The following is a 13,447-nucleotide window of genomic DNA, read 5'->3' as shown; positions in this document are numbered from 1 at the left end:
ATCTTCAAATTATTTATCTCAGATTCTATAAATAATATTCCCAGACGGTAACAGTTTACATGGATAATTTAGTGGAGTCCTCAAAGTAATATAAAATGCTAGATGCACACGTAGAATCTGTCCAAACTATATTAGACTATGAAATGAATAGTAGAACAGTCTAACACGCGAGCCCTTTTTTCCTCACAAATTAGTTCAATCAAACGATTGATTAAATTAATAACTTCGTAATATTATTAGGTTGAAATGTCAAACAAACGTTTGTTTGAAATCTGTGTTTTAAGAAAATGCCCAATTGATACAGATTCATATATAACCGGGCATTGGTATTCTATTATAATATATCGATAGGTATGTGGGATATTTCAAATAAAGCCATCTTTTTGATACTTGCTTGTTGACAGTATTGAATATCAAAGATAGTATAATTAATAGATTAATTTAATAATTAGAGCGAAAACCGCTAAACGATATACCTATATTTGTAGGCATATTTGTTGAGCGGTTTTTTTATTTTCTAATTTTTGGGGTGAAATAAATCAAATCACTAAAGTATTTTACAAACAAATTTTAACTAAATAAAAAGGTGGTAATTCATGAAAAAGAATTCAATGTTAAATGGCTATACATTTCAGTGTTCAGTGTGTGGGAAGAAAAGTAGCTACGAGTAATGTAATAGGCGAAGTCATCGAACTGGTAGCGAAATTGAAAACTTTTCTTTCACCTGTTGCTAGTAATCATTTAATAAACAAGAATTACTTATTTGATTACTCAGTAACGTCGTTACCAAACTAATTACTAATTCGTTTTCGCTGAAATCGCGTGCTTTAAAGGTAGTTGTATATAGAGCTAGGAAAAGTCAGAAAGTATTGTCCTAAAATCGACTAAAAAAGGGAGGAAAATATAGTGTCGAATTACTTTGACTTACATCTTACATTCCATATGGAAACAATTTTAGAAAAATTATATTTTTACAGGGGCATGAGGGGAGACCAGATTGCTAATATGGTCTACTTGAATCCTACCCTTTCTGAAGAGAAATCAGTTTATAATGTCTTGCGGAAGCTAAAAAATCAGGGGTTAGTTCTGTCTGTAAAACTTCAAGAGAATATCTCTAGGGGCTCAATCTATTATCTATCCCAGAAAGGCTACGAATTGACATTACATTTGTTTAATGTTGAGGAAGGTCAAAAAGGGAATGGTTGGATTGAATATTACTCTATTTACTCAGAAGACTTAAAAGATATACCAGGTTCAGAAAAAACCTTTGGGGATATCCCATATGAGGTTTTTGTACCACCGCTAAAGCAAGTTGCACATCATTTAGCGCTAATTGATTTTTTTATTGAAATCCCCCGTGATACAGGCTATGTAATTGATCGTCGACTTAACCTGTATGCTTCACACAAATTTAATATAAATGGTAATATCAAGCGTTATCGACCAGATGCAGAGATTTCTATCATGGATACTGACAAAACGTTCGCGATTGAAATTGACAGAGGAACAGAAAATGGGTTGCATCTCAGGGAGAAATTTAAAACTTACTGTGAAGCCTTTAGAATAATGGAAGAAAACGATATCCCTATTCCCTGCGGCATTATCTTCGTAGTAGAGGAAAAACGTAGGGACCACGGAATAAAGAGACGTTGGGGTACGATCCTAACAGCATTTATTAACGAGATGAAACCTTATTTAGATAAAGTTAATCTCATTTTAACCAGCATGGACAAAGTGAAAGAAACGTTAACCTTCGAGGTAAAAAGAGAAAAGGTTGATAAAGAGGCACGAGACTTCATTACTAAGATTCTAAAGGAAAATCTAAATTTTCCATATGCTAATGTGTATCACGATACAAAGACGAATAAAATGGTTTATGGAATTGGATACAGTGACATTGATTATAAAGTAATGTTCGCTACTATTTCAAACGAATATGAATCAAAAGTATATCTAACCTATCTCGAATTCATAAAATCTCGGCTTCAGAATGCCAAAGAGAAAAAAGAAGTAGAGCAGCTAACTTTCACAGGGATCGAAAAGGTTCTATTTTTCACGCATCAGAAACCTGTAATTCTAGACAATATTGCAAGTTTAGACTTTCCACTTGAATTCAAGGATGAATTGGCTCAAATCGATAATAAGCTTCGAACAGCTAGAATTAAGCTCAAAGAAGTAAATCCATTAGACTTTTCACTATTTTAATTCAATTCAATGAGTGTAAAGTAAAATACTATTGTGGAAATAACTTATTGTTTTTTAATTACTCTAAACATTAGGGAAAATATTATACAACACCTTACTTTTGGTAACCGGCATAGTACTACTCAACATCATATTCAGAGGGACACCCCTAAACAGAGGCCTATTAGAGGTTTATTTGTTTAGGTTTTTTTATTTAAATAAGGCTCTACAAAATCATCCGTATTATATATTAGGAGGAATACGAAATGCACCAAAATATTGAAAAAGAAGTATATGAAATGAAAAAAGAAGAAGCCGAAGATAGAATGAAGTCCATTTTGGGACACTATACAATCAATGCCCATTATAAATCTATTGGTTTATGGTCTCCTTATCCTGAGGTTAGTTTATCGAAATACATTATTGACTTGGCTTTGTATTTGAACAAAATATCTGTGCCTGTTGTAGTTGCAGAGGTTCCTGATCCGACCGAAGTCGAGACTTATTTATGGAATGAAATAAGTAAATTCTCATCTTCAAAAGGTTGGAAGGGATGGGAATCGTTCTATAAGGAGGAGGGTTCAGAGGAACAGTTATGGAGATATGATAATATCTGTTGGCTTGCGTCATCTCTTGAAAATAAAAATATAAGCAAAAAAAAGATTAGCAATATTATAAAAAACCTAATCTACTGGAGATATCTTACTATTATTAAACTCCCAAACGGTTGTTTAGACCCGTATTTCCTCGATTTAATAAATTCTTTAGATGAAATTTGGATATATATTAAAGATTACGATAAGAATGTAGAAATGTGGAAGAGATATATAGAAACCAATTTTAAATTACCTGTAAAGTTAGTTTTCCCAAAAAAGAATTTCTTTGATAATCGTCCTAAAAGATGTTCAATAGATCTAAACATTACATTACAAAATATAGCCGATACAAATTTCCATTACTATACCATAGAAACTCCAAAGTATTTGGCTAATATTACGGAAGTGAATGATTCAAATATCAAATATTTCGAGTAAATAGGTGAGAAAATATTAAGCTTTTTCAGATACAGTAAAGGTCAACTACAGTTTCGAAGTTGACCTTTAACTATTTTATCTCAACTCGTCACCCAAAGGTACTATGAATTCATCTAATGTCCATCTCCACTGACGCTTCATCTCTGGTCCGTATTTTAGTGGTTTTGCATCTGGATGTACGGATTTATACTTATCAAATTGCTTGCTGTTAATGATTCCTCCGATATTCGGAATAGGGTCTGTTCCTATTACATATTGAATTGCGGATAAATGTAGCTCGTTTTCTTCTACAAACCAAGTATTTGCAAACTCTTCAATCGTTTTATTATAGAATCCTGTAAAAAAGCGTCGTTTCACAACAAGAATATCGTCTTCTATTTCTACCTCTTTGGTATCAATAGCGTTTAAAATCGCACGGTATACGTCTTTAACAATTTCTGATTTCTTCAATTTTTGGAGTGCTTGTTCAATTTCGTCACGGATATTCTGATTATTGGCCGAATACGTTTCTAATAGTCGGTCAATATAGGTGGAGTCAATATCATAAATCTTAATCGTATTTTCTCCATAGAATTCAATGTCTGTGAAATCTGGTACCGTTTCGTCTGGCCTTACCTCGACTAGGGAACCCTTAACCGTGTTGTATACGCCAATATATTCTTCTAAAGTCTTCACCTGTTCTTCAAGTACTTTTGACTTCTCCATATCATCGTTGTAATTATCATACGTAACTAAGGCTTCGTAGGCGTTGTTCAACTCTTGGAAAGCCTTTACAAATTCAATTCGGGTTTCAAGAGGTGAGTGCTCATTAATATCGATTGGATTTGGAACTAACTTTGTGAGCTTTTTATGTGCCTTTTTGAAACGTTTCTTCGATTCATCATACGTTGGATAAACAAGATTTGTCTCCTCTTGTGCATGGGAATATAACTTCGTGGCATCCTTTACATTTTGTTCCATTGTAAAAGGTTTTCGGAATGTCACAATCAATCCCTTTGTCTTTCCTGGATAAGTACGATTTGTTCGAGAAAACGCCTGGATTAAATTAGCATAACTCAAATTTCGATCTACAAATAATGTTTGAATCGTTGGTGCATCAAATCCAGTCAATAAGCGATCGACAACAATCACAAGGTCAATTTGCTTTCCAAATTCTTTGAATTCCGCTCTTTTACGAGCTAGACGATTGTTGATATCACCGTTATATCTATCAATATCTTCTATTGACCAAGCAGTATGATAATAATCATTATAGTTTTTGATAATATCTTTCATTTCATCTTGAATTTGTTTGGAATTACCTTCGTTTTCTTGTATCGAATAGGTGATGGCAATCCGCGGGAAATCTGGATCTTCAATCGTACGACCCGTTCGAATCGGCTGTCCAGCAAATTCTTTTGTCAACCACTCTGGATCTTTGGTCATTTCCTTGATTGCCTGATAATAACGTTTCGCCATATCAATGGAACTTGTTGTTAAAATAGCAGACTTTTGTGGGCGACCATTTTGGAAATCAAATTTAGTATAAGCATTATCTGGTCGAAAAATTTTATGAATGACTTTTTGAATATGTTCATCACTTTCATAAGAAGATGGTTCAAGGTATGATTCCTTCTCCATTCCATCCATTTGATCGATAAGGTTGTTAATTTCATCATCACTAAAAGTGGCGTATTTTTCATTTTGACGGAGGAGATTAAAAATATAATTCTTTAACGAAGTTGGCTCAATTGTATCTTCGTGTTCGACTTGGAACCCTAAAACAGCTCCATCATCTAACGCATTCTTAATGGTATAGGTGTGCAAGACTTCCCCATATTGATCATGAGTGGTACGTGCTAATCGACCTTTCGCTTGTTTCTTGTTTACATCGAATATCGGTGTACCTGTAAAACCAAACCATGTTGAATTTGGAAAGAACCCCTTAATCACCTCCATCCCTTCTGCACTCAACGCACGGTGGCATTCATCCACGATAAAGACAATATGCTGCCCAAGTAGTTTCTTGAATCGCTGGGTGCCTTTTTGTTCTTCCAGTTTTTGAGCATAGCGCAAGGCAGATTCTAATTTTTGACGAGTGGTAATAATCACTGTATTCGAATTTGTATCAGATAGCAGCGTATCACTTAACTCCATCGCACTACCGGTTCCAACAATCAGGCTATTAGACTTGGCATTGCCAGAGGAAATACCTGTATTAAACTCGGAAGCAAATTTGGTGAATTCAGTGGTTGTTTGATTATCCAGGTCTTTTCTGTCTATGAGCATAATGGTACGATCTATGCCCGATTTACGAGCTAATAACTTCGTAGAAACAAAACTTGTCAACGTTTTTCCTGAACCAGTAGCGTGCCAAACATAACCAGATTCATGTTTCATAGCAGAAGTAAATAAGGCTTCAATCGCATGTATTTGATACGGTTTTAACACCATTAAAGCTTTGTTGTCTTGGTCCTCACTAACAATTGTATAATGGGCAATCAATCGATGTGCATCTGGAATATTTAAGACTTGTTTCACAAATTCATAGAGATTTTCTACTTTTCGATTGTCCGTTGTCCGCCAGCTAAAAATAAATTTCCTATGCATATCTTTTGGCATTGCATTGGCAAAATAGCGAGTCGTTTGTTCATTAGAAATAACAAATAACTGAAGAGTAGAAAAGATATTATTTCTAAACATCCCTTCTTCTGCGTATTTTTTGATTTGATTAAAGGCTTGGAATACACCATCTTTGGCACTGACCTGTTTCAATTCAATTTGAACAATTGGTAACCCATTGATTAAGAGTGTTACGTCAAATCGGCTATCACGACCATCAACGTTTGACTTTTGTTTTGCAATCTGATGAACAACTTCGTACGTGGAGATTCCGCCACCAATGTCTTGATTGGAATACAATACCAACGACATTGAACCTAGGGAAACATTTTCACGTTCAATCGTAATACGAGCAATTCCATTTTCCCCTTTGAGCCATCTAGCTGCCTCAAAGGGGGTTTGTGTTTTTAATAGTAATTCTGTTTTTATATTGTCAAATTCTTTATCAGTAATTGGATGTTCCCCTATTTCTGATAAGTTATTTTGCGTAATCTTTTGACGTAGGTTATTCCATAGGTCTTCTTCCGACTTTAAATCTGGACGATAATTCCACTGATTATACCCTTCCCCCAACACTTCAATCAAACGACGTTCCACTTCTGCTTCATCATTATGTGATATTTTTGTCATGTTTCTCCCTCCCTTTTATTGCTTAGACAAACATCTTTTGAAGAAATGCTTTTTTTGTTTCTTTCAAGGTATACAATTCACGTTGATGAAGGGCGATAGTGTCGTCTAGTTGTTTGAAGAAAGAGCCGATTTTAGTTTGTTCTGCTTCTTCAGGTATGCTAATAATTGCTTCTTTCAAATCATTTGAATTAATTGATTCAAAGGTAGAACCTGTACTATATCTTTTCCAAAATCCATTTGATTTCATTTTACTTAAATATTGAAAGATAAACTCATTCCCTTTAATACCCGCAACTCCTCGTCCAAGGACAACATCATATTGTGTTTTCCCAACGTCTCCAACAGGTGCACGAACACTAATGATGATATCTCCTTTATCCGCAGTTTTGGTAATTTGCGTAGTCCAAATACGTGGTGAAACCCAACCATTTTTAATATCTGCATTACCTTGAACTAAAATATGGTCATCAGGATTTTCCGTATAATTTTCTCCATTAGGTGATTGTCCCATAGTAATATTGACAACCTCCCCTAACTTACGTAGTTCCCACTCTCCTGTAAATCCCGGGAAACGAACATCTGGTACAGACTCCCCTTCTTTTGGAAACATTTTTTGTAAGAATCCCTGTTTTGTTTGTTTGAGAGCGGCTAGTTCATGCTGATAAAAAGTGATAGTGTCATCAAGTTGTTTGAAGAACTGACCAATTTTTTTTTGCTCATCTATTTTTGGAACTAAGGTCGGTGTTTCTCTTATTGTTTTTAATCCTAAATTTTTAATTGTAGTTCCTGTTAAATTTTTTAGAAAATAATTTTTAATTTTACGTGTTTGAAGTAATTGATACATAAAATGTTTATCAAAAGATGATACTTCAATATAAGCCGCACTCTTTCCTAACATGACTTTTTCGCCGTTATACCAAGCTAAATTACCTATTGTTCCATTTATAGACATTAGAATTGTATTTTGATTTAATTCTTTATCATCTTTAGACTGGTAATCGGAAGTTACATATTTTGTTTCACTATTTATCACAATTTTCCCATTAAGGAGGTTATTCCCATTTATAAAAGCGATATTCCCATTGGGGGAGTATTGAGGTGTACCATGAAGACCGTCTCCAATCTTTAATGTACCTTCCTCCAACTTATGCTGTTTCCAGTCACCAGTAAATCCTTGAAATCGAATTTCCGGTATATGTTTATTTTTCACGATTAAACACCTCTAATGCACCCTTGATCCAATCGGTATTTTCTTCACCAAATTGAAGCGAAGAAATCATGTTATACAGACTAGTTTCTAGTTCTGCTTTTTCTTTCCGGATATCTTGAATTGTTGAACCAATTGAAGCCATATCAACAAGTTCTTCTTCCTCAAAGGTATCTACGTATAGAGGGATATTCAAATTGAAATCATTCTCTTTGATTTCGTCAAAGGTTGCTACATGTGCATATTTCTCAACGTCTTCTCGCTTCTTATACGTTTCGACGATTTTATCAATATTTTCTTTGGAAAGTTTATTTTGGTTCTTACCTTTCGTAAACTCATTACTTGCATCAATAAATAAAACATCACGAGTGGTACGGTTTTTCTTTAAGATTATGACTGTTGTTTCAATCGAAGTTCCAAAGAATAAGTTTGCTGGCATGCCAATTATAGCATCAATACTTCCATCTTCTAACAATTTCTTGCGAATCACACCTTCTGCAGCTTTACGGAACAGTACCCCATGCGGTAAGACGATTGCCATTGTTCCCGAATCTTTCAAATGATAGAATCCATGTAATAGAAAAGCAAAGTCTGCATAAGATTTTGGAGCTAACTTTCCGTAACGATTGAAACGTGAATCATCTAAAAACGTATCATCTGCAGACCATTTTGCAGAGTATGGTGGATTCATTAGGACTGAATCAAACGTATAAGGCTCATCTGTCGGCCAATCTTTATTCAATGTATCCCCATTGCGTAAACGCATATCTTCCTTATCAACGCCATGCAAGATTAAGTTCATCTTCGCTAGATTATAGGTTGTTGTATTTAGCTCTTGACCATGGTACTTTACACTATCTGGATGGTTTATATATTTTCGAACATTTAACATTAAGGAACCTGATCCCATGGTGGGGTCATATACGCTAAACAATTTTTTGTCTTCTTGTCCAATTGTAGCAATACGAGCCATCATGTCAGATACTTCAGAAGGTGTATAGAATTCCCCAGCTTTCTTACCAGCTTCTGAAGCAAATTGACCAATTAAGAACTCATAGGCATCACCAATGACATCTCCATTATGTCCTATCACATCGATATCATTTAATTTCTTCAGGACTTCTGTAATCGTAATGTTTCGCTGTTGATCATCTGATCCAAGTTTTTTTGATTTCAAATCCACATCATCAAACAATCCATTAAATTGATCATATTTTGTAGACAAATCAATAAAAGCTTTATTCAAGTCATTCAGTTGAAACGTATTTTGTTTAGCCTGATTGGTTAATACATTGAATAAATACTCTGGTTCAATATCATAGCCCAATGTATCCTTTAAGGTTTCAATCAAATCATTTTTTATATCTGCATCAGCAAATAAATCCCTATACAAATCAGTTTGTTTATCTTGTGTGTTGTATTCTTCAAGTGATTCATCTGCTATTTCAACAACTTTTTCTAATAACTTATCAGATAAATACTTATAAAAGATTAATCCTAATAAGTAATTTTTGTATTCTGATGCGTCCATCTTGCTCCGCAAGTTGTCTGCAGCACTAAATAATTTTGAGTTTAAATCAGCCATGCTAAGTCCCTCACTTTTCTATAGTTGTTCTAATTGATTCAAATATTAAACTACAAATATCCTAGTTTGTATTATCGACTTCTTTAAATGCTTTGTTTAACCCTATTTGTTCGTAAAGCTTATAGTAGCTATTGTTGTGTTTTTCTTTGGCTTTATTTATGGTCATAATTAGTTCTTCATCAGCGCTTACAAACATTTCACCTAAATTTTCTTGAGTATCCTTATCGATTTTTGGAACAGGTATTGATTCAATATCCTTTACACTTAATACAGCCACAGCTGTTCCTTTCTGCTTGGAGGAAATATAGTAAGTTCCAATAGGACTTTCAAGAAATGCTTTTATGAAGTAAGAATTTACTCCATTCCTTGGCCGAAGACCAATAAAATTATGAGATAGAATAAGTTTTTTATCAGAAGGCGGTACAACTGCAATTTTTATTACAGCGCCCCTACTTGATAAAATAATGTCCCCTGCTTCCACTTCATAACTTCTTGCCTTTCTTGAATCCAAATCTATAGGAGTGAGTTGGTCCAAAAGAATATTCCCGTCTTGTATATCTGCAAGTTGAATTAATAAATAATCTCCGTGTTTTTCAAGGTCTTTTTTAGGCGGTGTATTCATCCCTCTAAACATTTCAACTAAATCACTAAGTTCAACTTTCTCTATGTTTGATTTCTCATATATTTTTCTATTTACCTGCACGGGTCCAAATAAACTATCCACTTCATCTACATCAAAGTATGGTCCAAAATGAAGGTTACCTTCTTCAATATCATCAATTTCAACAATTGTGCTAAACTGCTTAATTTGTTCCGTATTATGATAAGCATGAAGGATTTTTTCTTTATCTTCTTTTCTTAAGGCGTTTTGTCCCCTTATCCTTTCATAATTATTTTCCGCATTAATAAACTGTATTTTCCCCTTTCGTTCAGGAGATTTGTTTTTATTTAAGATAAGAATGGCAGCTGCAATGTTTGTAGAATAGAAGAGATTTGCTGGGAGACCAATCACAGCTTCAATTACATCTTGCTGGATAAGTGCTTCCCTTATTTTTCGGTCAGCTCCTCCGCGGAATAAGGTACCATGTGTAACTATAACAGCTGCCTTACCCTTTTCATTTAATGACGCTAATGCGTGTTGTACAAATGCCATATCAGCATTTGCTTCACTTGGTATACCATGCAAGAAACGTCTATAAAGATCATACTCTGCCTTTTCTCGGCCCCATCCTTTTAAAGAAAATGGAAAATTCATGACCACATAATCAAATCTTCTTAATCTGCCTTCGTTTGTAAAAGCAGGCTCTAGAAGAGTATCTCCCAGTGCAAACTTATGCTCAACATTACTAATCATTAAATTAATTTTTCCTAGAGCCCAAGTATCTTTATTAATCTCTTGGCCCCACAGATGAAATTTGCTGTTATATTGACTGGCATATTTACCAGCTTCAATTAGAAGTTGAGCAACACCAGCTGTACCATCATAGATATCACCGCCATTTATATCAAGAAGTGCAGGCAGCAAATCTGAAAGTGATCTTGGTGTTATAAACTCGCCTCCTAATTTTCCTTCTTCCGAGGCAAAACCAAAAAGTATTTCCGCTAAGATACCTTGTGTAATATCTATTTGATTGATTAATGGTATTAATCGCTGAAATGTTTCTTCATCTACGTTCAATATTTCCGGGAATAACAGAACTCCCCTTAGATCTTCATTTCCGTTCTCAAGTTCTGAAAACGCACTTAGAATTTTGTCTTTTATTGGGTGTCCTTGATAGATAATTTCACTCCACTTTGCTTGAGGAGGAAGATACACGTTTTCAAGGTGATTATCAGCAGCCTTTAGCAAAATTAAAGAGGCAATAATTCTTTTTTGTGCTCTAACATCCATTGATCCTCTCAATACATCGGCGGCTCTCCACACACTACTTACTGATTTATCCACATTCACATCTCCTTTTTCAATTATTTTATAAAGTAATTTGATTACCTTTATTTTGTTGTTATAAAAAAAATCCTAACATATTTGCTTCTTTTCCAAAGCTTCTCTAGCTAATTGTAATGCCTGTGAAGTCCCTGTTCCTTTCGGATAGACAATTGGCTTTTGATGGCTTTTAGATAACTCACGGATATCCCACATATTCTGGTGTGAACATGCATCGGTGTATAAAATAATACAATCTGATTGTTTTATCATGCTTTCAAAGTATTTTTTACTTTTCTTTTGTTTTACATGCGCTGGATGATGCATTATCCTAAATTGTTTTTCATGACCTTTCTTTTCAAAACTTTTATTGCGTCTACCCCCAACAATCAAAACTGTTTTCATTTTACCACACTCCTTCGCTTCATCTCCATCTAAAAATAAGATAACATATTAATAAATTAAAGTAAATACTAAAACATATATTTTTTTAAATTATTTAATAAAGTAATTTAATTACCCTGTTAAAAAATACGCTTAAATTTAAAAATCTTTTTTATGGTAGCGTTTATGCTATCATTATATTGCATATACTATTATTGAAAGGTCTAAAGAAATGTCATTTGAAGTAATAATCGCAGAAGAAAACGGAACAGTAGGGAAATTCGAGGATCTGCTGATTTCAAAAGCAGAGCAAGAAGCAAATTTGGGGATAATTGGAAAATGGATTAAGCTGGCTGAACTTTACTATAAGCAAAAAGAAAGGCTCAGTATATATCCTTGGCCGGACTAAAGCCCTTAATACTCCCATTATTATTGATGGTTCAGAACAACAGAATCGCTACGAAAACCATATAGAAGTGCAGTAACAGCAATAAGGAGATATTCACATCCTATTTTATAAAAGTTTTGAGTATCTCCTTTCTTTATCTAAGGCTAAGATAAAAACCAACATTAACATTAATATTAATATTAATGTTAATGTTGGTTTTCTTTAATTTCGACATGTAAATTTACCTCAACTATCACGTCGTGCCTAACAACCAACAAATCGATAGGTGAAATACTAATCTACAACCTTATTTACCTATCAAAGTTTTTTCTTATTTAACCTCATTTTCCTTGGAGGTAGTCCTATGTAATCTTCTTGATCGTTGACACTTTCACATTCATTTTTATTGATTGAGTTTTCAAGAAGAAGTAGCTGTATTAGGTAAGAAATATCATTCAGGTTCGAACTTGAACCAAAGTCCTTGAACTGTTTTATAATTCCACCTAACATTAATATTCCTGTCAGACAAACAATATATATGGCAAATAAATTAGTAGCGGTTTCCAAATTACCTGCCCTAATCTCTAAAAACACATAAGAGAGTAGCCCTGTAGTAAGTATAGCTACAAATAATTGCTTTCCAATATCAGCAAATGGATATTTTCTATTCGATTCTCTTAAGTACAACTCTCTTCTTATTATTTCATCTAGTATTATAAGTTGTTCATCCGTAGTGATATTAAACTTGTTTCTTAGCATTTCTTTAAAAGGCTGCACGTTATACCCCAGTGAATTAACCGGTAGTACTTCAATCATCCTTTTCTTATGTTGCTCTCCACCAATATAAAGAATTATTACATAGATAATAGCACTTATAAGCATGATCATTAACTCTTTTAAATAGAACAAAACACCAATAGCTATAGGGAAAATTAGACTAAAAAAAAGATATAACAATATCCACCTATTAGCTCTTATATTGCGAGATAAAACATTCTTAAATTCAAATTGCTTTCTATATTCCTTTACAAGTCGATAAATGAACAATTAATATACCCTCACATTACTACGCGTTAAAAAGCACGTTTTTAGTGTATTTATCTAGAACCTCTCCATTTCGTCAGCTATTTCTATTAACTCAGCTTTCAGTTGCTTATTTAACTCAACAGGAATCCCCAAATAAACGCTCCTAATCGTGAAGCTAAACGTTTCATCGTCATGTATCAATCTGGATAGATAGAGGAATCCCTCCGCCATTTAGCTTCCAGCAACTGCAGATCCACTAATTCCCCGCATAATAAAACAATCATCCAAAGTATCCATCTATAACTTCCTAGTCGAATTTTCCAGTCAATCGATTATATTCATTTACTTTCCCTCTACTTAAACTAAACCAGCTAATAGGATGTCAATATTTTTCTGTAAAATTATTAAACAGTTAATGATATACTAAAAATGCGCATGCCAAATAACCCTCCTCATCCATATTGGAAGGTTTTTCATGTATTAC

General features: G+C 33.9%; 9 protein-coding genes. 3 read left to right on the top strand and 6 right to left on the bottom strand.

Annotated elements, in window-relative coordinates; translation table 11 throughout:
* The first annotated feature begins 906 nt into the window (after positions 1 to 906).
* Both DZB84_RS20520 and DZB84_RS20515 read left to right on the top strand, forming a co-directional pair.
* Positions 907 to 2,205 (top strand): replication-relaxation family protein, encoded by a 1,299-nt coding sequence (locus DZB84_RS20520; RefSeq protein ID WP_116354177.1) that lies wholly within the window; start codon positions 907 to 909, stop codon positions 2,203 to 2,205.
* Between the two features lie 245 nt (positions 2,206 to 2,450).
* Positions 2,451 to 3,218, top strand: coding sequence for a hypothetical protein (locus tag DZB84_RS20515; RefSeq protein ID WP_116354176.1), 768 nt, complete (start codon positions 2,451 to 2,453; stop codon positions 3,216 to 3,218).
* A gap of 75 nt (positions 3,219 to 3,293) precedes the next feature.
* Here DZB84_RS20515 and DZB84_RS20510 read toward each other — a convergent pair whose 3' ends face one another.
* From DZB84_RS20510 to DZB84_RS20490, 5 genes are all read right to left on the bottom strand, one after another.
* Positions 3,294 to 6,449: a type I restriction endonuclease subunit R gene (locus DZB84_RS20510; RefSeq protein WP_116354175.1), complete on the bottom strand. Its 3,156-nt coding sequence runs from the start codon at positions 6,447 to 6,449 to the stop codon at positions 3,294 to 3,296.
* A 22-nt stretch (positions 6,450 to 6,471) separates the two neighbouring features.
* On the bottom strand, positions 6,472 to 7,659 hold the full coding sequence (locus DZB84_RS20505; protein WP_223254517.1) for a restriction endonuclease subunit S: 1,188 nt from the start codon (positions 7,657 to 7,659) through the stop codon (positions 6,472 to 6,474).
* Complete coding sequence (locus DZB84_RS20500; RefSeq protein ID WP_116354173.1) at positions 7,649 to 9,241, bottom strand: type I restriction-modification system subunit M; 1,593 nt, start codon at positions 9,239 to 9,241, stop codon at positions 7,649 to 7,651. The genes DZB84_RS20505 and DZB84_RS20500 overlap by 11 nt, the downstream gene beginning before the upstream one ends.
* A 61-nt stretch (positions 9,242 to 9,302) precedes the next feature.
* Positions 9,303 to 11,186 (bottom strand): N-6 DNA methylase, encoded by a 1,884-nt coding sequence (locus DZB84_RS20495; RefSeq protein WP_116354172.1) that lies wholly within the window; start codon positions 11,184 to 11,186, stop codon positions 9,303 to 9,305.
* A gap of 72 nt (positions 11,187 to 11,258) precedes the next feature.
* Complete coding sequence (locus DZB84_RS20490; protein ID WP_116354171.1) at positions 11,259 to 11,570, bottom strand: DUF2325 domain-containing protein; 312 nt, start codon at positions 11,568 to 11,570, stop codon at positions 11,259 to 11,261.
* 211 nt (positions 11,571 to 11,781) lie between these two features.
* Here DZB84_RS20490 and DZB84_RS25025 point away from each other — a divergent pair, with 211 nt between their 5' ends.
* Positions 11,782 to 11,958, top strand: a complete 177-nt coding sequence (locus DZB84_RS25025) for a hypothetical protein (protein ID WP_189655320.1) — start codon at positions 11,782 to 11,784, stop codon at positions 11,956 to 11,958.
* 297 nt (positions 11,959 to 12,255) lie between these two features.
* Here DZB84_RS25025 and DZB84_RS20485 read toward each other — a convergent pair whose 3' ends face one another.
* A complete protein-coding gene (locus tag DZB84_RS20485) occupies positions 12,256 to 12,984 on the bottom strand; it encodes a hypothetical protein (protein ID WP_116354170.1) in 729 nt (242 codons plus the stop codon).
* Positions 12,985 to 13,447: the final 463 nt, after the last annotated feature.

This window comes from Bacillus sp. HNG (genome assembly GCF_003400205.1).
In the GTDB taxonomy this organism is placed as follows: domain Bacteria; phylum Bacillota; class Bacilli; order Bacillales; family Bacillaceae_L; genus Ferdinandcohnia.
This window is presented reverse-complemented; position numbering and strand designations above follow the sequence as displayed.

Coding starts and splice junctions, on each gene's coding strand:
- DZB84_RS20515 (WP_116354176.1), top strand. CDS start 2,451: ATGCACCAAAATATTGAAAAAGAAGTATATGAAATGAAAAAAGAAGAA.
- DZB84_RS20510 (WP_116354175.1), bottom strand. CDS start 6,449: ATGACAAAAATATCACATAATGATGAAGCAGAAGTGGAACGTCGTTTG.
- DZB84_RS20500 (WP_116354173.1), bottom strand. CDS start 9,241: ATGGCTGATTTAAACTCAAAATTATTTAGTGCTGCAGACAACTTGCGG.
- DZB84_RS20490 (WP_116354171.1), bottom strand. CDS start 11,570: ATGAAAACAGTTTTGATTGTTGGGGGTAGACGCAATAAAAGTTTTGAA.
- DZB84_RS25025 (WP_189655320.1), top strand. CDS start 11,782: ATGTCATTTGAAGTAATAATCGCAGAAGAAAACGGAACAGTAGGGAAA.